Raw genomic sequence first — 22,887 nt, 5'->3', positions numbered from 1 at the left:
ACAATTGGTTACGGTGATTTACTTTTCAAGCATGAATTGATTAAAATCTACGCCTAGTACGCTGTGTGCTGGGCGTTTTTGTTTGAAGGTTGACATTGTGAGCAATAGCAATATGTTTCAAGAAGGGTTAAGTATTGCAGTACGTTAAGATCAAAGAGGCGATTGTAGAGCAGATTGATGCCGGTGCTTTGTTACCGATGCAGAAGTTACCCTCAGAGCGACAGTTAGCCGACTCTTTTAACACCACCCGAGTGACATTAAGAGAGGCATTATCCCTGCTTGAAACTGAAGGCAAAATCTTTCGAGAAGATCGCCGTGGTTGGTTTATTTCGCCGCAACGTTTTCAATATGATCTTTCGGAGCCGCAACCTTTTGAACTTATGGCACAAGAGCAGCATTTACAGCCCTTAATCCAACTCATCTCTGCCACCTCAATGCTAGCGGATAAACAGGCTTCACAATTATTAGCACTACCTGCTTTTAGTAAAGTATTCAAACTGAAACGGTTATTATCATTAGATACAAGGCCGGTGGCTTTTGTGCTCACTTATGTCTCTGAATCAAAATTTTCCGGCTTGCTTGAGTGTGATTTAACCGGCTCGTTACCCGACTTGTTTCAGCAACACTATCAACAAACCTATTTACGCACCGTGACCAAAATGACCATGACCTCACTTGATGCGGATATTGCACAAGCTTTGCGAACCACCAGTGGCAGTTCGGCGTTGCTTATTGAACGTCAACATATTAATCTCGCAGGGCAAACGATGGCGCATGATCTTGAATATTGGCGCCATGATGCAGTCGAAATTACCTCAAGTTTCTCTCATCCTCATTGAACGGTTATGTCAGCTTAATCAATCACATAAATTCTTAACACGATACCCATCTAATACTATGAAATTACTGCGCTCAACGATTCACCCAGATATCACCACTCTTGATAACAAAACCATTAAACAACGATTAGCAACACGCGCCATTGTGCAGTGCGATGATGAAATTTTGCTTTTATTTACCGAACGTTACCATGACTACAGTTTGCCAGGTGGTGGCTTAGATGAGGGCGAAGATCAAGTGCAAGGCATGATCCGCGAATTAGAAGAAGAAACCGGCGCGTTGAATATTCGAGATATTGAACCGTTTGGTTGCTATGAAGAATTTCGACCTTGGTATAAAAATGATATCGATGTGATCCACATGTTGTCGTATTGCTTTATCTGCCAAGTGGATAAGCAATTAGGCGAAACTCGTTATGAGAGCCATGAAATTAACAATGGTATGCGACCTGTGTGGATCAATATTCATGAGGCGATTGCACATAACGAAAACACCATCGCTCAAAGCCCAAAAAAGGGCATGAGTATCGAACGAGAAACCTTTTTGCTGAAATTGCTTGCAGGTTAAATTTTAGCTATGGGTTTTTATATGAACCATAAATGATGGCATAGAAAAGACGAGCGATGAGTTTTCGTCAGCATCTTTTTGCTATGCTCAGTTCATATTTAATCGCGTTTAAGCCGTAGGATCTGCGTATGGCTTTAAAATAATGCGATCATTTTCTTGGCGGCGCACCCAAGCGTCTTTTTCCATACGATTTGCCAGTGGGATTGGCTTTGTTGCGTAATTCGATGGAACTAAATGTGAAACTGACGATCAGATCGTTTACTCCCCACTAAACCATCGATATTCATGCCAAAACCTCGTTATAAGACCAAAAACTGGAAGTTATATAATCAATCACTGATTAAACGTGGTTCACTGACTTTCTGGATTGATGAAGAAGCTATCCAAGAATGGAAAGAAGCTAAACAAGGGCTGCGTGGTAGACCTCGTATTTTCAGTGATTTAGCAATAACAACAGCGCTTATGGTAAAACGTATATTTTCAATGCCCTTAAGGGCATTGCAGGGATTTATTGATTCTGTATTTCAACTTGCTAATGTCCCGCTCACTTGCCCTCATTATTCTTGTATTAGTCGTAGGGCTAAAGAGGTTGAAGTCTCATTCAAAACGAAAGCTCGTGGCACGATACAACACTTAGCCATTGATTCTACTGGCCTCAAGGTTTACGGCGAGGGTGAATGGAAAGTCAGGAAACATGGAACTGATGGGAAGCGCCGGATCTGGCGTAAGTTACATATAGGTGTTGATGTCGTTAATCATGAAATTATAATGCCCAAGTTGGGGAAGCTTACGCAATGATCAAAGCTTTAAATAAACTAACAGGGCTAGGTATGCCTAAAACTTACCGAATTGATTGAAATAATACCATTCTAGTGTTGTCACCTCTAAATTTGAATTACGCAACAAAGCCCCCTTCAACCCCAAAATGACAACACCGCACGACTTCAATGATGAAGTGTGCGGTTTTTTATTGCTAATTTTCTCGTCTGCGGCACAAAACTGTACACAATATTGTGTTAAACATTAATTAGTTGGTTGGTTGTTGTATTTTATGTTGCAAAAATGTGATCTTTATAAGTTGACTCAATAGTCAGGAAAAACAATACTTATTAACAGTGGAACAACAAATAAGTCGTAATATTGCTGCTTAATGGATAATGAGTTTGTCCCCATCAGGGTAAGCATTAATGGCATGTTCAGCCATACTTAAACAAGAAGATATCGGCAAGATGACGATACAAGGAGTTAACGTGATCACTTTTTTACTTAATCAAACCATCAAGCGTGAGAGTGGACTTTCACCAAATATGACGGTGCTGAATTATTTGCGTACAGAGCTAAATAAAACCGGCACCAAGGAAGGGTGTGGCTCTGGTGATTGTGGTGCCTGTACCGTGGTGCTAGGCGAACTAGTGGATGGCCAACTGCAATATCGCAGTGTCAATTCTTGTTTGACCTTTGTCTCATCTTTACATGGCAAGCAGCTGATCACAGTCGAAGATCTACACCAAAAATCGTCATTGCATCCCGTACAAAAAGCCTTGGTGGATTTCCATGGTTCACAATGTGGTTACTGTACACCTGGTTTTATTATGTCGATGTTTGCTTTAAGTAAAAATAAACCCAATGCCAATAAAGAAGAGGTCATGGAATCGTTAGCGGGTAATTTGTGTCGCTGTACTGGTTATCGTCCGATTGTGGATGCAGCGCTGTCTATTAGTAATGAGAAGCCGTTACTGGATCAGTTTGCACAACTTGAGCAGCAAACTATCGCGAAATTGGAAAAAATTGAACAAAAAACTGCGCCGATGGTGCAGGGGAACCTAACCAGTTTCTCGCCAACTACCACGGCGGAACTGGCTGATTTATATCTACGTCACCCACAAGCTAAGTTGGTGGCTGGTGGTACGGATCTAGCGTTAGAAGTGACGCAATTTCATCGTGATATCGAAACGTTAATTAACATCACTGGCGTGAGCGATATGAAGACGATCAGTGAAACCGAACAAAATATCGTGATTGGGTCTAACCTGCCGATCAGTGATTGCTACGCCACATTGGCTAATTATTACACTGATTTTGGGCAATTATTGCATCGTTTTGCCTCATTGCAAGTGCGTAACCAAGGTACTATTGGGGGGAATGTCGCCAATGCGTCTCCTATTGGCGATACCCCCCCTCTTCTTATTGCTTTAAATGCTCAAATCACGCTGCGTAAAGGTAATCAAACCCGCACCTTACCGATAGATGAATACTTTATTAATTATAAAGTGACTGCTCAGCAAGAGTCTGAGTTTATTGAAAAAATAATCATACCTAAACCATTGGATCCCAATGCGCAGTTTGGTGCTTATAAAACTGTCTAAGCGATTAGATGATGATATCTCAGCCGTTTGTGGTGCATTTAACTTGGTGATTGAAAACGAGGTGGTCGTGGATGCAAGAGTGGTATTTGGCGGCATGGCGGCCATACCTAAGCGCGCCGCATTATGTGAAAAAGCCTTAATAGGCAAAGCATGGAATAAGCAAACCGTTGAAGCCGCGATGGAAGAAATGGCGCAAGATTTTGAACCGCTTTCAGATTTTCGCGCCAGTAAAGAATACCGTAGCAAAACGGCTTGCAATATGTTGATGCGCTTTTTTTTTAGAGCAACAAACCAATGCCATCACGCAAGCCAACAGCCACAAATTTAAACAAAACAGTATTGAAACGAGGGTCACGTCTTATGTCTAATCACAATAAAATCACATTAAGTTACGATGAACTTCTGACTCAATATAAACAAGATCTGACCACCGGTGTGGGAAAATCGGTTAAGCACGATAGCGCCACAAAACAAGTCACAGGTGAAGCGGTCTATGTCGATGATCGGTTAGAGTTTCCTAATCAGCTGCATGTGTATTGTCGTTTAAGCACCGAAGCGCATGCCAAGATTGTGAGTATTGACACCAGCCCTTGTTATGAGATTGATGGCGTCGATATTGTGATCACCAGTAAAGATATTCCTGGGCAACTTGATATAGGCGCGGTATTTCCTGGCGATCCTTTGCTTGCCGATGACATTGTAGAATATTACGGCCAACCTATTATTGCAGTGGCGGCCAAAGATATGGAAACCGCGCGCACCGCAGCATTAGCGGCCAAGATCGAACTGGAAGCTTTACCCGCGATTTTAGATGTAAAAGAAGCGTTGGAAAAAGAGTTCTTCGTGAATGATACCCATGTGCAACAGCGCGGGGATTATCAAGCGGCGTTAGCATCTTCTAAGAATGTATTGGAAGGGCATATTAACGTTGGTGGTCAAGAGCACTTTTATTTAGAAACCCAAGCCAGTAGCGTGGTACCAAGTGAAGATGGTGGAGTGATTGTTTACACTTCAAGCCAAAATCCAACCGAGGTACAAAAAGTAGTTGCGGGCGTTTTGGGTGTGCCAATGCATAAAGTGGTGATCGATATGCGACGTATGGGGGGCGGTTTTGGCGGTAAAGAAACCCAAGCCAATGCTCCAGCCTGTCTTGCTGCCGTGATTGCTCGCTTAACAGGTAAGCCTACCAAAATGCGGCTGTGGCGCAACGATGACATGGTGATGACAGGCAAACGTCATCCATTCTACAACCAATATAAAGTGGGCTTTGACGACCAAGGGCGTATTACGGGCATCGATTTATCGGTAGCGGGAAATTGTGGTTATTCAATTGATTTGTCTCATTCTATTGTCGACCGAGCAATGTTCCACTCAGATAATGCTTATTATCTCGGTGACGCTAAAGTGGTCGGTTACCGTTGTAAAACCCATACCGCTTCGAATACCGCCTATCGTGGCTTTGGTGGCCCACAAGGCATGATGACGATTGAACATATCATGGATGAAATTGCTCATTATTTGGGTAAGGATCCGCTTGACGTTCGTAAGCATAATTATTATGGCCTAGCAGACCGTAACGTCACTCATTATTATCAAACGGTTGAAGATAACTGTTTATTTGATATTACCGACCAATTAGAAAAAACCAGCGAATACAAAAAACGTCGCCAAGAGATCGCGCAATATAATGGCAATAGCCCAATTTTAAAGAAAGGGATCGCACTGACACCCGTCAAGTTTGGTATCTCGTTCACCGCCACGTTTTTAAATCAAGCGGGGGCGTTATTACATATCTATACCGATGGCAGTATTCATTTAAACCATGGTGGCACTGAGATGGGACAAGGACTGAACATTAAAGTCGCCCAAATTGTGGCGCAAGAGTTCAGTGTCGATGTCGATCAAATTCAGATCACGGCCACCAATACCGATAAAGTCCCTAACACGTCCCCAACGGCGGCATCTTCTGGTACCGATCTTAATGGTAAGGCGGCGCAAAATGCGGCTCTAACGATTAAAGCACGTTTAGTTGAGTTTGCAGCCAGCCACTACAAAGTCACCCCAGAAGAAGTGGTGTTTAATAATGGCGTGGTGGAAGTACGAGATCAGTTGTTCTCATTTTCCGACTTTATTCAGCAAGCGTATTTTAATCAGGTGTCGTTATCGAGCACAGGTTTCTATCGCACGCCTAAAATTTATTATGATCATGAAAAAGCCTGTGGGCGTCCATTCTATTATTTCGCTTATGGTGCATCTTGCTCGGAAGTGATTGTCGATACGCTGACGGGGGAATACAAAATTTTGCGCGCGGATATTTTGCACGATGTCGGCGCATCACTTAACCCTGCGATTGATATTGGCCAGATCGAAGGTGGCTTTATCCAAGGCGTCGGTTGGCTGACCACCGAAGAGCTGGTGTGGAATGAAAAAGGCCGTTTAATGACCAATGGTCCTGCGGGCTATAAAATTCCGGCCATTGCCGATATGCCCATTGATTTTAGAACCGAGATTGTACAAAACCGCACCAATCCAGAAGACACGGTATTTAACTCAAAAGCGGTGGGCGAACCACCATTTATGCTCGGCATGTCGGTGTGGAGCGCGCTAAAAGATGCGGTACATGCAGTCGCACTAGAAAATGCCAACTCAGGTGACAACGTCACAGTTCAGTTGGATACCCCAGCCACACCAGAGCGTATGTTGTGGGCAATGGAGCGCGCAAGAAATCCTCAAGCAAAGCCACGCAGCGATGAATCGAGTCACAAGCGTCGAAAAGTGGCCAGCGAAAAAGAATAAAAGTGAGATCATGTTTCATCGTTGATTTCACCACATAATGAAGGATGTATTATGAATACGGATCAAAGCAAGCATCAAAACCCGATCAACCAAATCTCGTGGATCCAGCATCTTGCGTATCTTGAACAACAAGGTGAAGAGTGTGTGCTGGTCACCGTACTTGAAGATAAAGGTTCGGTCCCTCGTGATGCAGGAACCAAAATGATCGTCACCCGTGATGAATTATTTGCCACCATAGGCGGTGGTCATTTAGAGCATTTGGCCACCCAAATGGCGCGCGAGATCTTAATAAAAGGTGAAAACAAAACGCATATCGAGCGCTTTAATTTAGGCGCAAGATTAGGCCAATGTTGCGGTGGCATGGCAACTCTAAGCTTTGAACCCATCGGCTTTAATCAACATCATTTAGTATTATTTGGCGCAGGTCATGTTGCAAAAGCTCTGGTGAATATCGTACAAACGCTACCATTTAAAATTACTTGGATAGATGAACGTGAAGCGGAGTTTCCTACTCAATTGGCACCGAATGTGCATAAGTTAGTCAGTGATGATCCGGTCGGCGAAATCAAACATATGCCAGCCAATAGTTATTATTTGGTGATGACGCATAATCATCAGCTCGATTTTGATTTAGCGCGTGCGATCTTAACTCAAGATAATGCGAGTTACTTTGGCATGATTGGCTCACTGACCAAACGCAAGAAATTTGATTTACGCCTATCTCACCGAGGTTTTTCTGCTGATATTATTGATAATATGATCTGCCCAATTGGCATTGGCGCAGTGAAAGGCAAGCACCCTGCTGAAATTGCAGTGTCGGTGGCGGGTGAGTTAATAGCCCATTATCAAGGCCAAACACTCGAACAAAAAAGGCCAATAAAACAACATGGATTAGTCGGATAAATCGTTATCAACCATAAAAAAACACTAACCAAAAATTATCGAATTAGCACAAAGTTTAGTATCACAGAATTTCGTAGCACAGAGTTCAGTATTAAAGGTATATCAATAAGGAAATCGTATGCCGCAACATAAAACCGCGTATCGTAGTGCCATTATTCAAATTCTCGCCGATCCCAATGAAGTCGGTATCGAGCAAGCTTACCGTTACTTTGAAGACGGCTTATTGGTGGTCGAAAATGGTAAAATTATTGATGTTGGTGATCATATCGAAACCATTGCTAAACATAATAGCGATATGAAAATGATCAACTATCGAGATAAAATTATCACCGCAGGCTTTGTGGATACGCATATTCATTACCCCCAAACGGGCATGATCGCCTCTTATGGGGAGCAACTGCTCGACTGGCTGGAAAATTACACCTTTCCAGAAGAAGAACGGTTTAAAGATCCAGAATATGCCGACAAAGTCGCCAAGATATTTCTTGATGAGCTTGCCAGTAACGGCACCACTACCGCATTAGTGTTCGGCACGGTCCATAAACAATCGGTCGATGTGTTTTTCCAAGAGGCCAAACGCCGTAATTTACGCATGATCTGCGGCAAAGTATTAATGGATCGCAATGCGCCAGATTATTTAACCGACACGCCCGAATGTGGCTTTAACGATTCAAAAGAGCTGATTGAAAAGTGGCATAACAATGGGCGTTTGTCGTATGCCGTGACACCACGTTTTGCCCCAACCAGCAGTCCTGAGCAACTGGCAATGGTCGGTAAATTACTACAACAATACCCAAGTGTGTATATGCATACCCATTTGTCGGAAAACAAACAAGAAATTGAATGGGTAAAATCGCTCTTTCCTGAACGTGAGGGTTATCTTGATGTGTATGATCATTATGGTTTATTGCATCAACGTTCGGTCTTTGCTCATGGTGTACATCTATCCGATTGTGAATGTCAGCGACTATCAGAAACCGGATCGGCGATTGCCTTTTGTCCCACTTCTAATCTGTTTTTAGGCTCTGGATTGTTTGATCTCACTCGTCTTGAAGGCTATGGCGTACGAGTCGGAATGGGTACCGATGTTGGCGCGGGCACCAGTTTCTCATTGATGCAAACCATGAGTGAAGCTTATAAAATCATGCAGTTGCAACAACAAAAACTGCATCCGGTAAAATCCTTATATCAAGCCACATTAGGCGGAGCCAAAGCGTTATACTTAGACGATAAAATTGGCAGTTTAGAAGTGGGTAAAGAAGCCGATTTTGTGGTGCTAGAACCCAACGCCACTACCTTGATGAAATTTAGAATGCAGCAAGCCAAAACCTTATCAGAAAAGCTTTTTGTATTGATGAGTTTAGGGGACGACCGCACCGTGCATGCCACCTACATTGAAGGAAACTTAGCGTACAAAAATTAGCACTTAAAAAGCTTTGCATGTCTTATTGTGAGCTGAAATATGGCTGCTGTTTTTTAACCTAAAAGCGGAAAGTGAAGCCGACATTGGATTGAAATTGATTCATCCAATCCGATTCAAAATGGATATAACATTTATTCACATCATGCGCGCTATAACACACGGTTGAACTGCTGCTATCGACCGTGGTACCTAGCCAGCGAAACTGAGCATTGAGCGCAATATGCGGGGTGAGTTTGTATTCTAACCCTGCAAAGCCTGTGGCTGAAAACCCCACCTTACCCTTGGCCCAATCAACGTCAATATACGAGCCGCCAAGACCTATGCCAACATAACCTAACAGCTTATCGTTGATCGGCAGATCTAAGCTGCTTTGTAAGTATAAATATTTGACCGGAGAATCTAAATCGAGATCGTCTAATTGGCTATCTTGCTGAGTATAAAAGAGCCCAATCCTGCCATTTTCTACTGGGATCTCAATGGCTATCGAATAGTTATAATCGCCTTGGATGTCATAACGATTATCTTGAGCATCTTTCACTTCACCACCAATGGTATAGCCGATCATCGGTGTGATCATAATATCAGCATAACTACTGACACTGATAAGCGTGAGTGAAAGGATCAGATAGTGCTTCATCATACGTCATCCATATTGTTGAATAAATGTTGTTGACTAAATCTTGCTGAGTACATAGGGCTGAATAAATACTCAAATTGAGCTGCTTACATTTTAAGCAATCATAGGGTCTATTTCTTCAACTATATCAATTTATTATTAATATATGTGACGGGATCTAGTAATGTGTATGTAAGCCTGTGAAAGTGGATTTAAAACAGGGGTGAGAAGTCGCGTGAAGGAGTGGTGATGAAGATCAAAACAATATCAATGGCCATCTTGATTTTAGGCTGTGTACCATTTGCTTGGGCGGAAGCGCCGAGCGCCTACGATTTATGTTTGCTGGATAAAATTAAACAAAAAAGCGGCGATGCGACGGTGGCGAGTATTCGCAGTGAGTGCCAATTGGAGGAGGTGACTCAAACCACGGTTGCAATCAATCAACCAGATGAAAACCTCGCGACTCAACGTTTGAAATCGGAACGTGAAGTCGCCTTCGAACCTTTTGTGATGACCGCGCATCGACTCAATTATTTATTACCTATCACTTATACCGATAATATTAATGAGAAAGCGTATGACAATACCGATTGGTCTGATGGTTTAAGCCATGCAGAAGCAGAGTTTCAGATAAGTTTTAAAGTGCCATTAAACTACGGTGATTTAATGTTTGATGGGGATGCATTGTATTTCGGCATGACGTTAAAGTCTTTTTGGCAAGTGTACGCTGAGGATATTTCGCGTCCGTTTCGTGAAACCAATTATCGACCAGAATTATTCTATATTACTCCTACAGCTTGGACCCCCTTTGGCGGAAATACCGCGGTAGGTTTCGGGGTGGAACATGAATCGAATGGACAAAGGCAAGAGTTATCTCGCAGTTGGAATCGAATTTATACTCAATTTTATTTTGCCAAAGACAATTTTGTGGTGGCAGTTCAACCTTGGTGGCGCATTCCTGAAGATGAGAAAAATTCCCCCGATGATTCTGACGGTGATGATAACCCTGATATTGATGATTACATGGGGCACTTTGAGTTAACCAGTGCTTATAAGTGGGATGATTTAGAATTTTCCTTTATTGGTCGAGAGAATTTTTCCACTCATAAAGGGTATGCCGAATTCGGATTTTCGTTTCCTATTTGGGGGAAAATTCGAGGTTATGGGCAATACTCATCAGGATACGGCAGCAGCTTGATTGATTATAACCAAAACCAACAAAGGATCGGGGCAGGAGTGGCGATTACAGGTTGGTTATAGCGCTCAAAATAAGCATTGAATGGTATGATATATAGTCGGATGTTATTAGGTAACCAAATGTAAATTGTTTATCATTACTGCACTTTTTGTACCCATTCTAGCCAGTTGCGGAAGCGTTTATTTTAACTATCTGGCCATTCTATTTTGAGTAAATACTGAAATTTATGCATTTAATCCTTCAACACAGTAAAAAATGGTCGTTACGCATACTGGCGCAACTCGGCGTGGTTCACAACGATAGTCAAAATATTTCAGTCATTCCATTAATCGAGCGTATTAAGGTCGCTTTGGCAGCATTTACCACTATTTTTATCGTCACCACCATTAGCACCCAGATACAAGACTCCAATGCGTCGTTGATATTACTCGGCTCAATGGGCGCTTCAGCGGTGATCATCTTTGCATTACCAAGCAGTCCATTAGCCAAACCTTGGAGTTTTTTAGTGGGGCATACCGTTGACGCAACGTTAGGCATGACGATGGTGTTGTCCGATTTTGTCTTATTAGCCAGCGCAACCATTGGCATTGTATTAATGTTGATGTACATCTTTGAATGTATGCACCCATCGGCCGCCGCAACAGCATTAGTGCCAGTGATAGGCAGTCGCAATATGGATATCGGTTATGAATTGCTGATGCCAGTGATGCTCAATTTATTGGTGTTTTTAGTGGTGAGTTTAATTTTAAATCGCTGGGTATTATATTATCAATGTTGTACTTTTTCAGTGAAATAATACATTGATATAAATCAATAGCTTGCAGTGAGGTGGTTTTATTTAACCACCCTAAATTTAAACGTTTTTAATTTTGCAGTGTTACTCTTAGTGTTACTGAAAAATACTCAGTAACACTAAAATCGCGGCTCAAAAGGACTTAATATGGAACACCCCTTCACAAAAAAATATTTCGATGGACTACAAGCTGGCGACAAGCTACTTCAAGTTAGTAAAGACGGTTTAACTTTCAGACTTCACCCAATTAATAAGCTTAAGCCAGACATATCAAAAAAAAGCTGGTGTTTCCGTTTCCGATCACCGATAAATGGAAAAACAAAGCTATTCAAAATTGGAAATTATGAAGATGTGACGATTACTCACGCGCGTAATATTGTAAAAAAATTAAAAGCACAATTAGCGGATGGACATGATCCGATACTTGAAAAAAAAGTAGTCGGATTGACGCTGGTTGAGGCGTTTGAGAAATATTTCGCGAGGGCGTCTACGAAAACAAAAAGATCGACACTTAATAACTACAAATCTGTTTTTTATAAATACGCGGGGCAACTTAAGTCAATTCCGTACAAAAAATTGTCGCGCAATATGATTAAAGATCATGCAAGAGCGAATATTGAGAGTTATAGTCGCAAGAAAATATTCTACTCTGTCATAGTAAATACTATGGCTTTTTGCGAATCCGAGTTTGGAGATATTGAGAAGCAAAACTTCACGGGATTGTTAGCTTTAGAGAATGAGCCGCCTAAGCCCGATCTTGACTTTGTTACAGTTGATAGATTACCTCAGTTTATTTCAGATATTCACTCTTGCAAGAAATCTATCGAAAAAAAATACGCTACTTTACTTTTGTTGATGTGGGGTTGCAGAGTGCAATCTTTACTTAATTTACAGTGGAAAGATATAGGTTTTGATAATAATAAAGTTAGTATATTTGAGTCAAAAACTAGCACTAATATTGATGTTTTTCTGACAGAATATGCGAAAAGTTTACTTGAAAAAATCAAGCCAGTGGGTGCTGAAAATGATCACTACGTTTTTCATCTTCGAAATAACAGAAACAAACCGAACCATCGACAATTTGTCGGCGTTGTTTTCGCTAGCATAAAAGAAAAATCAACTGCGCATCGGTTAAGATATACGTTCAGCAGTATATTAAATGATGCGGGTTTTAATCCTATGTATATTGAAATTTGCTTGGGTCACGCGGTGAATACGCAGATATCACGCATCTACAATAAATCTGAATACCAAGAGCAGCGCAAGCCGCTTTATCAGTATATGAGTGATTTAGTGGAAAATGAGGGCGATATTGAAGCGGTGAGTGGAGTTAATAGTGAAAGTGCTGGTAGCAGGTGGAGGCTAAAGGGTTAAGTTATGATCAAGTCAGTAGCAATTATTTTTTTGTTGTGTGTTATTGATTAGTTATGCTGCGAAAAGATAGATAGTCACATTTTTTATTGTCTATATTCCATTTCGTTATAATTCTTAATGGTTTTATATAATTAACGTAAAGCCATTTATTTCTCAATGTTCATTATGCATTAATATAATTTGACAACCAATTGAATGCTGTTTTATTATGTTCGGGTTGATTGCTCGCGTATTCAATAACACATATTTAAATGAGTCAGTTATCTACACCCACGCGAGCCGTTGCGCTTCATTGCAAGACGGGGGTGTAGATAACTGACTTTTTTTTGCTTAAACCAAACAGGACTATCAAATGAAAAAATTAGTTGTTTTAGCAGTATTGACAGCGACAGCAGTATTAACAGGTTGTTCAGCTCCGGCTCCGTATTACGCAAGTGGTGTGATGGTCAGCAATTTTGGTGAGGAGTTTACAAAATCAATTAAAGACAAGCCGTTCCAAGGTTATGGTGTGGCTACTGGTGGTCATGCTGAGCTTAATGATAGTGTTCTGGTAATGTTTATCAACATGGACGAAGGCAAGACCCCACTTAGCGAAAAGGATACGCAAGGCTTTGCGGTCAACTCTTGCGCCAATATAGCGAACAGCGGATACGCTAGAAAGCTACACGGGGCGATTGACAGAGCAACAAACGTCACCGCCTTTGCGATTGATGTAACAGTGTCTAGAGAGCGCGATCCAAAGCAACTGCACGGCTACAGCGTTTGTTATACCCAGAAGTCAGCTACTAATAAGCAATAATAATGAGCAGGGTAATAGCATTACTTTCGTTAATGCTGGTGGTAGGGGGAGCGCAAGCAGCCCCCGATTACAGTGTTTTGAAAGCGCATACTGGAGGGATCGCAGTTAATGAAAGCGGCACTACTGTTTTTAAATTGTCGGATGGAACCGAAAAGCCAGCCGTAAAAAAAGAGTGGCCGAGTGCAGCGCCAAAAGTTGATAAATCGGTTAAGTTACCGCCAAAACCGCGCTGGTCAAGTTCCGGCACTGAAACGAAAACATACAATATACGCAAGATAAGCAGTCATAGTTACGAAGTGCGTACATATAAGTAATTCACACTTTTTTGCGTTATATATATTACTTTCGGTTATATGGTTATGATGCCTTATATATCCTACGTTTTACCTTTAATTTCGCTTAATTTCATTTGAAAAATAAATATTGACTATTCGATAATATCATTTACTAAATAATTGAATATTGCCTTATATTAGCAATTCAATCAACAATGAGATGTTAGATTACCGAGTTTTACAATAACGCCACCTCGCCATCTCACCCTTTATTGGGGCGAGGTGGCGTTGTTGTTTTTGCAGGGTTATAAAATGAAATTAACAGAATATGAAGAAGTTGCTATGAAAGCAAAACAGGTCGTACGCTTCGCAAGCGTTTATTGACCGAGATCAATAAATGGAAGAAGTGGAGCAAGATATTTGCCGTCAAGTTCAAGCAGCAATTAAGAAAGAAGCATAAAAAAAAACCTTGCAAAGTACAAGGGCTATTTAAGAATGACTGACTACTAAACCATCATTCGAGAGTTAATTAAGACAGGTTAACTCACTACTTATGAAACATGAGTATAACATAATGAAAGATGAAAATAGCAGCGATTCAAAGAAACAAGATCCGAAATATGTCGACGCTACGCAAAATGTGAAGCCAGACACCACCGAACCGGAAAATATTTCACACAGCGACGCGCCACAACCAAAAGATGGTGCTAATACTGATACATTGACAGCAGAAGAACAACAAGCGGCGAATAAGAAAGAACGTCTAAGCAAGATCACGGAAATGGTCGATAACATACAAGCGATGTGTCGTATCACTAACCTTCGCATTGCTAAAGGTCGCAATGATTTAGTACCCGTTGATATATTTGAAGCCAAGGCGGTTATCGATAAAGTTATGGGCGGCAAGTATGCCAAGGCGATGATTGGTGGTGCGGCTCGCATTATAGAACATAGTTCAAGCGACTTACGCATAATGTCAGCGTCTACTATTATCAATAGCTTTTCGGGTTTGAAGTTGGCGTACTGGGGTGTAGACAAAGAAGGCGATCCGAAGCTTAAGTATTTACCAGCAGCCAAGTATTTTATCGAACAATCAGACGTTGCGCGGATCTATGAATCAGTTGCGTTTAATCCAAATGAAAAAAAAGAATTCCGCGACCAAGATCGACGCAATACGCTGAACTTATTCCAAGGCTTTCCCCATACCGTTGATAATGCACCAAGCCAAAGCATCATCTTGCCTTTAAATGGGTTCGAAGGTCTTAAGGTGCAACTTGAATCAATGACAACCAGCCGTGCTTCTATGCGTTTCTTTGAACACGTACACGATAATATTTGTAATAGTGATTATGAAGCGTTTAAGCAATTTGTGGCGTGGATGGCTAACATCATTCAAGACCCAGCCAAGCGGCCGCAATTCGCGCCAGTATTGCGATCAGCTGAAAAAGGCACAGGCAAATCAACGGTTATGGAAATCTTGTGTCAAGTGGTTGGGGTTCAACAATCCATGATGACAAGCGATGCAGAGCATATATGGGGGCGCTTCGTGGCTGGCCTGATCAATAAGTTACTGGTGGTCGGTGAAGAAATTAGTTGGGGCGGCAACAAGAAAAGCGAAGGCGTTTTAAAGGACAGTGTAACGGGTAACATGCTGGTGGTAGAACGCAAAGGTGTAGACATGGAAATGCACACTAAATATTATCGTTTAGCTTTATTGTCGAACGATGCTTGGGTAGTGCCAGCGAGTAACGATGAAAGGCGTTATCTAGTACTAGACGTAAACCCCCAGAAAGCACAGAATAAGGAATATTTCGCGCCATTTTACAGTGGCAAGACGAAGCATGGCGGTTTTGATAAAACCATGCTGCGAGAGCTAACATATATATTCAGTAACCTCGATATATCGAATATTGATTTAACAGCGGCGGTTAAAACAGATGGATTAAAGCAACAACAGGCCGTATCTGTGGATCATATTGTTAAATGGTGGGCTAACTGTTTAGAGACTGGTTACGTTAAATATAAAGATGAAGGTAACGCGACCGGTATCATTCATCAAAAAAAACCAATCGACAAGGTGATCAGCCCAGAAGTATTAAAGGCATCAATTGCAGAATGGATCCGCGCTTCTGGTGGCCGTGGTGGTGTTATGACATCACAACAATTACGCAAAGAGTTGGATCGCGTCGCTGGTGGAACGGTGATAAACAAAAATGTAAAAATAAACGGTGTCGGGGTGCGTGGTTGGTTAGTACCTAATCATAAGGAGGCAATAGCTTTCTTTGTGGATAAATTTCACATTGAATTAGAGATTGATATAAACCCAGACGATCTGTTTGAAGAAGAAGTTAATAACAAATCCAACGCGGTAGTAAAGGGTATATTTGGTAAGCAAACCAACCTTAGCGGCTACAATCAATAAATTGCTGGTGGTGCGTGATAAAGGGTTAGATCTAACGGTCTAACCCTTTTTTCTGTAACTATTTCGGGTTTTCTGTAACTTTCAGGGGTTTTTTGTAACCGTTGAGGATTTTCTGTAACCGTTAACTTGCTGTTATTATTACTCTTTATCTTTAAAGTTACAGAAAATACAGAAAATACAGAAAATAGAGTAAAAAACCAAGTTGCTACAGAAATGATACTAAATCTAAATAGAAATTTATGATTCCCCTTTTTTTGTAACTGCTGTAACTTTGGTTGTTTTAATTTTAGTAATCAATAACTTAGCGGTTACAAAAGGTGTTTTGATTTTTTGTAACTTTTGTAATTTAGGTTGATCTTTGTACAGTTTTAGGCGTTTAAGCTGGTGGATCCCTTCAAAAGCAAAACCTCTTTTTTAATTCAAAAATGAAAATTTCCCCAACCGATTTTTCCCCAAAGTAAATCGCTAGATCTCGATTAATGGCAAAAAACAAGATACTGCTATGGCTTGCAATGAAACCTCCATGAACTTATGAACAGCGTTTTAAATTTGGTGGTAAAATAACCACATCGAAACGAGAGGGTTTAATCATGATTCTTATTCTGAATATCAAAAAATGCGAAAGTGAGATACGTCGCTTAGATACCATTCTGACTTTCTGCGCTCAATTGAAAAAAGCGGGATTTGATATAAGCCGTGACCGAGTGTTCGACTTGAACGCACCGCGGCAGCTTGAGCACACGGCGTACTATCACGCGCAAATGATGAAGCAGGTTTGTGATCACCGCCCTTTATTAGTTGTGGTTGTCGATGAAGCACAGGCTACGGCCATGGCTGATATTTACAAGGACGGTGGAGCGCATAGCGTGCAAGTCGTCGATCTAGTCGCGGATATCTGATTATGTGGGTTATCGGATCGGACACCACGCAAGTTAGCCATAACGCTGGCAAACGTATAAGCGTGATCTCCATTGGCGCCAATATGACCCCCAAGCAGCGGTCAGCGGCTGCAAGTTGGGCTTATTCGCTTGAGAGACAAAGCCGAAACGCCATAGGCCGACAAACAGCGTTGTCGCTCGTTGAACAATGCCATGACTATCTGAGCGCTGATATAGACCGCGAGTTATGGGCGATAAATACAATCGAAGGGCTTGAGCGATTAAGTCAGCAGCAAACCGAAGCGGAAGCGGTGCATCGAGATGAGAAAGTAGAGCCTGACCAGATCAGGCGTTTGAATTACGCAATCGCTCGCTTGAGGAATCGCCAAAAGAAAGCTATCGGCATCGAACGCAAACAGACACTTGCCGAATCAATCATTGCATTGCAAAAATATCGTGACAGTTTGAAGGAAGGCGTGAATGAGACGCTACCGGACGACCCAGATATGAGACGAGAAGCGCTATTCAACAAGGGTGTAGGGCGTTATATAACCACTCAGCCGAGGCGCATACGTTGGATGTGATGCAACGGAGAGCAGCGTGGTGATAAGAATTAACAACAGACAGATGAAGCGCAACAGTGCGATTTTACGCATAAAGTTGAGCACAGATTCAGAGCCAGAATCTCCGATTCGAGGCAGAAACTTATCATTGCCGCTGGTATCACTTGAAGCCAAGCAGCAGACCCGCATGTATATCCGCAAAGGAGAAGCGAATGCTATTTAATACGCAAGCACTACGTCGCGCAGTATACGACGATCCTAGATGGCGTAAACAACGCATGGCACTGATAAGACAGGCTGACTGGACATGCTGCTTATGCGGTACACGTAGCCCTTATAAAACTGGTAAAGGTCTGGTAGCGGATCACTATCCGACACCGTTGGCAGCGTGTAAGACGCCAGAAGATGCGATGGATTCAAGCAATATTCGAATAGTGTGCAGGTCATGTCATAACAAGGTGTGCAGTCGTGACGATAACGACTATAAGAACGGTGTGAAGCGTGGCAGCAGCGCAACAGGTGGCAGCTTAGATATCAATGATGAGTGGTTTGATTACTGATAAGCCAATAGTCCATACCATACCCCAACGTTAAGGCATCAAACGAGCTATATAAGAAGCTCTAATAATCACTTAAGCGGATGGCCTACCGTGTTGTTAACGCTAGGCAGGCGGGGGGTGAAGTGGCTCAAAATGACATTTTGCTCCAGAGCACAATATTAAGTTGGAGAAATGGCGCTACCCTTTTCGGGGTTAATTTTAAAGTGTGAAATGAATAATTCAGGCGTAAAATCATGTCTTTACCATACCAGAACTATTTTTTAAGTCAATATTTATTTTAAATTTAAGGAATCATTATGGATGACAACCGAAACCGATCCGCGCATAACATGCAACGCGACAATTTAGCTTATGCCGAAGTTATGGCGACAAAATGCCCAGATCAGCTACGAACCAAGGCACAGCAGGCGATCTTTGAGAAGTACAAGCGCGAGTTACTAAGCTTAAACTCTTCTGAATTGGCAACACTAACCGATCTTTGTTTCGTAGAAGATCAGCTGAACGACGTACAAAAGCAAATGAGAAAACGCAACTTTGATTTTGTGATCACTACCGCCAGCGGAGCAGTAAAACAGAACCCACTTTTACAGATTGCAGATGCGTTATATACCCGAAAAATGAGCCTATTTCGTAGCCTAAACTTGATCGCAAGTGGTAAAAATGAGTCACAAGTGCAACGAAAGCGAGCAGCGGCAACAGCAGAACGCAATGCCCCGACTTATCGCCAGCCAGCCCAACCAAAGCCCACTGCAACAAAAAAACCGTTGCCTGACTACATCAAACCAGTGAAAAAATAAAAGGAAGTAATTGCTAATGCTGCATGTAAGTGATGAACATCGAGATTATTACGATATGAAACAGATCGACAAGCTCAACAAAGGGCATTGGTCTAAACGATTATTAATGAATGCTCGTATTATTGAGCACGATATTGAAGTACCCGACAGTATAGGCAGCCGTGACGACCTGCTAGGATTTATCAATCACATTGCCGATCATGATGTAGACGTCTATAAGTGCCGTTTACTTATCGACGACATGAGCCGCATTTGTAGTCGTTCGCCTTTTATTTTGGGTGATCATGAGTTGCGTTTGGTCGGCAGCAATGGCGAATACTTACTAGAGCTAGATTACGCGAACAACTTTGCCGACATGCTTCACGGCACGATGGTTTATGACATCTGGCAGGGTAAAAAGTGAAGAATCAACGCAACAAATCACGATCAAGGCGACGCATATACCACCACTTGAAACAAAAGTGAGGTATCAACCACAGAAAAAAAGTGTGTACTAGATTACCAAGTGGGCAGCTAACAGATCGCAGATCACGTTTTTGGTGTACATTACTGTTAAAATGTGTACATGAAGAGGGCTTAAGTGGTGCGGCTGGTTGCCGTCCTCGGAACGGTTCAACGGTGACAAGCTAGTTAGAAGTGATCAGGGTTAACGTTTTCTGCGTACGCTGCTTTGATTGCGAAACAGCCGCACCACCTTAAGCTTTTATTTTAATCAATAGGATTTAAGCAAGATGAAATTCACTTTAAATGCAATTTGCTCAAGCGCGGTGGTCGATCTTGACGGCGACATTATAGAAACGACAAGTTACGACGTCACAGAAATGAATGACCGATCGATCCCCATTTTCTCGAACCACGCTAGCGGAACAACGATCGGGTATAACGAGGATTGGCGGCTAAGATATAGCGCCAAGGCTCAAGGTAACGTACTCGTAGTAAATATGAATTTTGATGATCACTACGTCAACGGCGAGCAATCACAAAAAGGCTTCGATAATGCAAAATCGGGAGCGTGGGCTGCTACGTCGATCGGCTTTACCGTCGCGCCTTCTGGCTATGATGTCATGAAAGATGCAAACGGAAATTTTACAGGCCTACATATTAAAACTGGTGTGAGGATTTTAGAATTGAGCATTTGCGCAATCGGATCTAATCCCCTGGCCGTTATTCTAAAAAGCGAAGAAGATATTGCTTTAATGAAGCGCATGAAAGAAATGAAAGACAACGCGCCTATCACAATCGCTCAAGCTGCGAAGTGCAAAGGCATTACTAAACGACAAGCGGCCATTGAATGGCTTAAATCAATCGAACAAGGGGCTTAAAATGAGTCGACAAATCGTATTATTAAGCGGTGGCCAGCCATCGTATGTAGTCAACAAGAGCGGCGCGGTGAAGTGTCTAGCACGCAATAAGTATCGACCTGCAACCGATGCGGAGTTTACCAAAGAATTATCGAGTGGGCGATATACGCTTCGAGTGTTCAAAAACTGCGGTGAACTAACAATCAACGAAATGTTAGAGCGTGTTTAAATGAACCCATTAATCACGAAACTGGACACGATTTACAAGCCGCTTGTGAAAGGTTCCCGAGCTGAGCAGTTAGGGTTAACGCCAGCACAAGCGGGGCGCCCTTTTATTACCCGTTTTACTTATGCTGGCAAGGTTGAATATTACGGTTGTTTTTATGGATCAACAATTGAGAGTGATGATAGTTCAAGCGGGCGAGATTTTGCAGCTGAGTGGGCGACGTGGAACGCTGACAGCAATAACGTGTTAGTCACAACGGTCTAGCACCATCTTTTATATTAATTTTTAGGAAATCAAAACAATGAGTATTCAGCAGATTATTAAAGCGGCAGCGACCGCACAAGGTACGATTGGTTATTTTGCAAAAAGTGAAGTACCGATCCACGAAACTGGAACCGGAACCAGTGACGTATTGATTCAAGACCAATTATCTAGTCTTATCACGCCTAATATGCCGGCAAGTGCACTATCTATCTTTACAGATTCGAGTGTCAAAACTGTAGATCTAAACAAGACCACTGTTATTCCAATTGGCGGTGATGCTGATGGTTGCGGCTTTATCGGTGAAGGTGAAATGATTCCCGTAATTAACTCAGTGATCACATCAAAACGCCTCAAGGCGCAGCACAAGCTTGCTTGTATTGCCAACGCAACACGCGAAAGCCTAGACGGCTCAAACGGCCAGCTAGAGAGCTTTATCAGTCAGTTTGTTATTGGTCGCTCAATCAATCGCGCACTAGAGCAAAACTTGCTTTCAACGACCGCTGAATCGGTACGCAACCCAGCAGGATTGCTTGCGACGGGTTCTAACGTGGCAGTAACGGCAACGGCAACAGATCGCGAGTCTGTTTTTATTGATGAAGTGGGCAAGAAATTAGCATTTAATAAGAAAGTATTTATCGTAGTACCACCGGCCTTGTTAGGGTTCGCAATGGTTGCGCTGAATAAAAATAAGTTCAATTCTGAATTGTTCGAACTGCTACCAAGTGCCGAATGTGCAGATGACAATATTTTGATCATTGGTAATAATGATTTAGTTTGCGCCGCTGATGGTAACTCATTGGAAATTATTTCGGATAAACAAACCGCGATCGTGCAACTTGACGAGAACGACCCAGCACCGAAATTGGTTGCCCGTGGATCTACGGCTGGTGGAATTGCTCAATATATTCAACAAACCGGCGTATCAATTACAAGCGGCTTGCAACAGGAAATCGTTAGTTACAAAACCCAGCTTAATATTTCATACGAGTTAATCACTCCAGTAACATTGATTACCGTCTCATAGAGAACGATTACAGCGTCACAAGTTATCAGTTAAGGAGTATCCGGTCGGGTAGCCCTTTTTATTGAGCTAAACAAAAAGGAGAGGCTGCTAGTACACAGAACTTAAAATAACGTTTGACTGATGTTACTCTGAGTGTTACTTTTTTTAGGGTTAAATCACATGAGCCCTTTGTTTTCTTGAGTTTTGCGGGTTTAATCTTGAATCGCTGGGTTTTACTCAGAAAGCCGTCAGCTTTGCCAGAGCGATTTTATCCGGTGCATTTGCACAATGATCAAAGCCCACTTAAACGTTTAGGTTTGCAGCAAGAAGATTTAATGCAAGCAATCAACAGTTTCGATACCGTACTAGCGGTCAGCGAGCAAGACTTAGAACAGATCTATCAGCAAGCGCAACGTCATGCTTATCAAAGGCGCAGTGGCGAAGTATTAAGTCGAGATATTATTCACACGATGTATAACGATTAGCCAAGATGCTTCATTAGGTAAGGCATGGAAGTTACTGCATAAACATAAAATCAGCATGTTACCCGTGGTTAATGATAATCAAGAATTGTTAGGGGTGATTTCCAGTGTCGACTTTCTTAAAAACTTAGCTGTACCGAGTTATTCGGGTTTGCTGCAACATTTGAGCGTGATATTGGTGAAACGCAAACATAAAAAAGAAGTCAATAATCGAGTGCAAGATCTGATGGTCACCAATGTGACGGCGGTAAAAGACACCGATCATATTGTCGCGTTAGTGCCGCTTCTTTCTGACATTGGTTTGCATCATATTCCTGTGCTCGATTCTGAACAAAAACTGTGCGGCATCATTACTCAATCGGATCTGATTGGTGCGCTGTATTCAGTGAATCAAAAAGGCTAAATTTAAGTAGAATTAAGCGCTTAAATCGAAGGTATATA

23 protein-coding genes and 2 pseudogenes are annotated in these 22,887 nt (G+C 42.1%); 24 read left to right on the top strand and 1 reads right to left on the bottom strand.

Annotated features, from left to right (window positions below):
- The first annotated feature begins 134 nt into the window (after window positions 1-134).
- The 7 genes and pseudogenes from GFB47_RS14205 to guaD all read left to right on the top strand — a co-directional run bounded on the left by GFB47_RS14205 (window position 135) and on the right by guaD (window position 8,895).
- Window positions 135-839, top strand: a complete 705-nt coding sequence (locus tag GFB47_RS14205; RefSeq protein ID WP_153448691.1) for a UTRA domain-containing protein — start codon at window positions 135-137, stop codon at window positions 837-839.
- Window positions 840-897: 58 nt separating this feature from the next.
- Complete coding sequence (locus tag GFB47_RS14200; RefSeq protein ID WP_153448690.1) at window positions 898-1,407, top strand: NUDIX hydrolase; 510 nt, start codon at window positions 898-900, stop codon at window positions 1,405-1,407.
- 285 nt (window positions 1,408-1,692) lie between these two features.
- Window positions 1,693-2,187: pseudogene (locus tag GFB47_RS14195) on the top strand (IS5 family transposase); the annotation flags it as partial.
- A 527-nt stretch (window positions 2,188-2,714) separates the two neighbouring features.
- Window positions 2,715-4,141, top strand: a pseudogene (xdhA, locus tag GFB47_RS14190) (xanthine dehydrogenase small subunit).
- Window positions 4,134-6,569 (top strand): xanthine dehydrogenase molybdopterin binding subunit, encoded by a 2,436-nt coding sequence (gene xdhB / locus GFB47_RS14185; protein WP_153448689.1) that lies wholly within the window; start codon window positions 4,134-4,136, stop codon window positions 6,567-6,569. Before xdhA ends, xdhB begins: the two are co-directional and overlap by 8 nt.
- Before the next feature lie 51 nt (window positions 6,570-6,620).
- The gene (gene xdhC / locus GFB47_RS14180) at window positions 6,621-7,472 is read left to right on the top strand and encodes a xanthine dehydrogenase accessory protein XdhC (protein ID WP_407701706.1); all 852 of its coding nucleotides are present in this window, start codon (window positions 6,621-6,623) and stop codon (window positions 7,470-7,472) included.
- 118 nt (window positions 7,473-7,590) lie between these two features.
- The gene (guaD, locus tag GFB47_RS14175) at window positions 7,591-8,895 is read left to right on the top strand and encodes a guanine deaminase (protein ID WP_153448688.1); all 1,305 of its coding nucleotides are present in this window, start codon (window positions 7,591-7,593) and stop codon (window positions 8,893-8,895) included.
- A 58-nt stretch (window positions 8,896-8,953) separates the two neighbouring features.
- Here the strand turns inward: guaD and GFB47_RS14170 are convergent, their stop codons facing one another.
- Entirely contained in the window at window positions 8,954-9,535 is a 582-nt protein-coding gene (locus GFB47_RS14170; RefSeq protein ID WP_153448687.1) for an outer membrane beta-barrel protein, read from the bottom strand.
- Window positions 9,536-9,760: 225 nt separating this feature from the next.
- On the opposite strand from GFB47_RS14170, the gene GFB47_RS14165 reads away from it, so the two are divergent.
- From GFB47_RS14165 to GFB47_RS14085, 17 genes are all read left to right on the top strand, one after another.
- Window positions 9,761-10,771, top strand: a complete 1,011-nt coding sequence (locus GFB47_RS14165; protein WP_153448686.1) for a phospholipase A — start codon at window positions 9,761-9,763, stop codon at window positions 10,769-10,771.
- Window positions 10,772-10,935: 164 nt separating this feature from the next.
- The gene (locus GFB47_RS14160; protein ID WP_153448685.1) at window positions 10,936-11,505 is read left to right on the top strand and encodes an HPP family protein; all 570 of its coding nucleotides are present in this window, start codon (window positions 10,936-10,938) and stop codon (window positions 11,503-11,505) included.
- Between the two features lie 144 nt (window positions 11,506-11,649).
- Window positions 11,650-12,876, top strand: coding sequence for a tyrosine-type recombinase/integrase (locus tag GFB47_RS14155; protein ID WP_153448684.1), 1,227 nt, complete (start codon window positions 11,650-11,652; stop codon window positions 12,874-12,876).
- Between the two features lie 352 nt (window positions 12,877-13,228).
- Complete coding sequence (locus GFB47_RS14150) at window positions 13,229-13,675, top strand: hypothetical protein (protein ID WP_153448683.1); 447 nt, start codon at window positions 13,229-13,231, stop codon at window positions 13,673-13,675.
- 2 nt (window positions 13,676-13,677) lie between these two features.
- Window positions 13,678-13,989 (top strand): hypothetical protein, encoded by a 312-nt coding sequence (locus GFB47_RS14145; RefSeq protein ID WP_153448682.1) that lies wholly within the window; start codon window positions 13,678-13,680, stop codon window positions 13,987-13,989.
- Window positions 13,990-14,524: 535 nt separating this feature from the next.
- Window positions 14,525-16,372, top strand: coding sequence for a primase-helicase family protein (locus GFB47_RS14140; protein WP_153448681.1), 1,848 nt, complete (start codon window positions 14,525-14,527; stop codon window positions 16,370-16,372).
- A 590-nt stretch (window positions 16,373-16,962) separates the two neighbouring features.
- The gene (locus tag GFB47_RS14135; protein ID WP_153448680.1) at window positions 16,963-17,271 is read left to right on the top strand and encodes a hypothetical protein; all 309 of its coding nucleotides are present in this window, start codon (window positions 16,963-16,965) and stop codon (window positions 17,269-17,271) included.
- Window positions 17,272-17,273: 2 nt separating this feature from the next.
- A complete protein-coding gene (locus tag GFB47_RS14130; protein WP_153448679.1) occupies window positions 17,274-17,834 on the top strand; it encodes a hypothetical protein in 561 nt (186 codons plus the stop codon).
- 191 nt (window positions 17,835-18,025) lie between these two features.
- A complete protein-coding gene (locus GFB47_RS14125) occupies window positions 18,026-18,373 on the top strand; it encodes an HNH endonuclease (protein ID WP_153448678.1) in 348 nt (115 codons plus the stop codon).
- A 296-nt stretch (window positions 18,374-18,669) separates the two neighbouring features.
- Window positions 18,670-19,170 carry a hypothetical protein gene (locus GFB47_RS14120; RefSeq protein WP_153448677.1) on the top strand — a complete coding sequence of 167 codons (501 nt, stop codon included), beginning with the start codon at window positions 18,670-18,672 and terminating at the stop codon, window positions 19,168-19,170.
- A gap of 16 nt (window positions 19,171-19,186) precedes the next feature.
- Window positions 19,187-19,573 carry a hypothetical protein gene (locus tag GFB47_RS14115; protein ID WP_153448676.1) on the top strand — a complete coding sequence of 129 codons (387 nt, stop codon included), beginning with the start codon at window positions 19,187-19,189 and terminating at the stop codon, window positions 19,571-19,573.
- 328 nt (window positions 19,574-19,901) lie between these two features.
- Window positions 19,902-20,492 (top strand): hypothetical protein, encoded by a 591-nt coding sequence (locus tag GFB47_RS14110; RefSeq protein WP_153448675.1) that lies wholly within the window; start codon window positions 19,902-19,904, stop codon window positions 20,490-20,492.
- A 1-nt stretch (window position 20,493) separates the two neighbouring features.
- Entirely contained in the window at window positions 20,494-20,700 is a 207-nt protein-coding gene (locus GFB47_RS14105) for a hypothetical protein (protein WP_153448674.1), read from the top strand.
- Window positions 20,701-20,961: a hypothetical protein gene (locus GFB47_RS14100; RefSeq protein ID WP_153448673.1), complete on the top strand. Its 261-nt coding sequence runs from the start codon at window positions 20,701-20,703 to the stop codon at window positions 20,959-20,961.
- Between the two features lie 37 nt (window positions 20,962-20,998).
- Window positions 20,999-21,985 carry a phage major capsid family protein gene (locus GFB47_RS14095; RefSeq protein ID WP_153448672.1) on the top strand — a complete coding sequence of 329 codons (987 nt, stop codon included), beginning with the start codon at window positions 20,999-21,001 and terminating at the stop codon, window positions 21,983-21,985.
- A gap of 197 nt (window positions 21,986-22,182) precedes the next feature.
- Window positions 22,183-22,449 carry a hypothetical protein gene (locus GFB47_RS14090; RefSeq protein WP_153448671.1) on the top strand — a complete coding sequence of 89 codons (267 nt, stop codon included), beginning with the start codon at window positions 22,183-22,185 and terminating at the stop codon, window positions 22,447-22,449.
- Window positions 22,421-22,849, top strand: coding sequence for a CBS domain-containing protein (locus GFB47_RS14085; protein WP_225874359.1), 429 nt, complete (start codon window positions 22,421-22,423; stop codon window positions 22,847-22,849). Before GFB47_RS14090 ends, GFB47_RS14085 begins: the two co-directional genes overlap by 29 nt.
- The last annotated feature ends 38 nt before the right edge of the window (window positions 22,850-22,887 follow it).

The organism is Vibrio algicola (assembly GCF_009601765.2).
Taxonomy (GTDB): domain Bacteria; phylum Pseudomonadota; class Gammaproteobacteria; order Enterobacterales; family Vibrionaceae; genus Vibrio; species Vibrio algicola.
Note: the sequence above shows the minus strand (reverse complement) of the source record. Positions and strands in the feature narration are given on the sequence as shown.

Excerpts from the sequence above, each read along its gene's own strand:
- GFB47_RS14200 (WP_153448690.1), top strand. The coding sequence starts at position 898 with ATGAAATTACTGCGCTCAACGATTCACCCAGATATCACCACTCTTGAT.
- xdhB (WP_153448689.1), top strand. The coding sequence starts at position 4,134 with ATGTCTAATCACAATAAAATCACATTAAGTTACGATGAACTTCTGACT.
- xdhC (WP_407701706.1), top strand. The coding sequence starts at position 6,621 with ATGAATACGGATCAAAGCAAGCATCAAAACCCGATCAACCAAATCTCG.
- guaD (WP_153448688.1), top strand. The coding sequence starts at position 7,591 with ATGCCGCAACATAAAACCGCGTATCGTAGTGCCATTATTCAAATTCTC.
- GFB47_RS14170 (WP_153448687.1), bottom strand. The coding sequence starts at position 9,535 with ATGATGAAGCACTATCTGATCCTTTCACTCACGCTTATCAGTGTCAGT.
- GFB47_RS14165 (WP_153448686.1), top strand. The coding sequence starts at position 9,761 with ATGAAGATCAAAACAATATCAATGGCCATCTTGATTTTAGGCTGTGTA.
- GFB47_RS14160 (WP_153448685.1), top strand. The coding sequence starts at position 10,936 with ATGCATTTAATCCTTCAACACAGTAAAAAATGGTCGTTACGCATACTG.
- GFB47_RS14155 (WP_153448684.1), top strand. The coding sequence starts at position 11,650 with ATGGAACACCCCTTCACAAAAAAATATTTCGATGGACTACAAGCTGGC.
- GFB47_RS14150 (WP_153448683.1), top strand. The coding sequence starts at position 13,229 with ATGAAAAAATTAGTTGTTTTAGCAGTATTGACAGCGACAGCAGTATTA.
- GFB47_RS14145 (WP_153448682.1), top strand. The coding sequence starts at position 13,678 with ATGAGCAGGGTAATAGCATTACTTTCGTTAATGCTGGTGGTAGGGGGA.
- GFB47_RS14140 (WP_153448681.1), top strand. The coding sequence starts at position 14,525 with ATGAAAGATGAAAATAGCAGCGATTCAAAGAAACAAGATCCGAAATAT.
- GFB47_RS14135 (WP_153448680.1), top strand. The coding sequence starts at position 16,963 with ATGATTCTTATTCTGAATATCAAAAAATGCGAAAGTGAGATACGTCGC.
- GFB47_RS14130 (WP_153448679.1), top strand. The coding sequence starts at position 17,274 with ATGTGGGTTATCGGATCGGACACCACGCAAGTTAGCCATAACGCTGGC.
- GFB47_RS14125 (WP_153448678.1), top strand. The coding sequence starts at position 18,026 with ATGCTATTTAATACGCAAGCACTACGTCGCGCAGTATACGACGATCCT.
- GFB47_RS14120 (WP_153448677.1), top strand. The coding sequence starts at position 18,670 with ATGGATGACAACCGAAACCGATCCGCGCATAACATGCAACGCGACAAT.
- GFB47_RS14115 (WP_153448676.1), top strand. The coding sequence starts at position 19,187 with ATGCTGCATGTAAGTGATGAACATCGAGATTATTACGATATGAAACAG.
- GFB47_RS14110 (WP_153448675.1), top strand. The coding sequence starts at position 19,902 with ATGAAATTCACTTTAAATGCAATTTGCTCAAGCGCGGTGGTCGATCTT.
- GFB47_RS14105 (WP_153448674.1), top strand. The coding sequence starts at position 20,494 with ATGAGTCGACAAATCGTATTATTAAGCGGTGGCCAGCCATCGTATGTA.
- GFB47_RS14100 (WP_153448673.1), top strand. The coding sequence starts at position 20,701 with ATGAACCCATTAATCACGAAACTGGACACGATTTACAAGCCGCTTGTG.
- GFB47_RS14095 (WP_153448672.1), top strand. The coding sequence starts at position 20,999 with ATGAGTATTCAGCAGATTATTAAAGCGGCAGCGACCGCACAAGGTACG.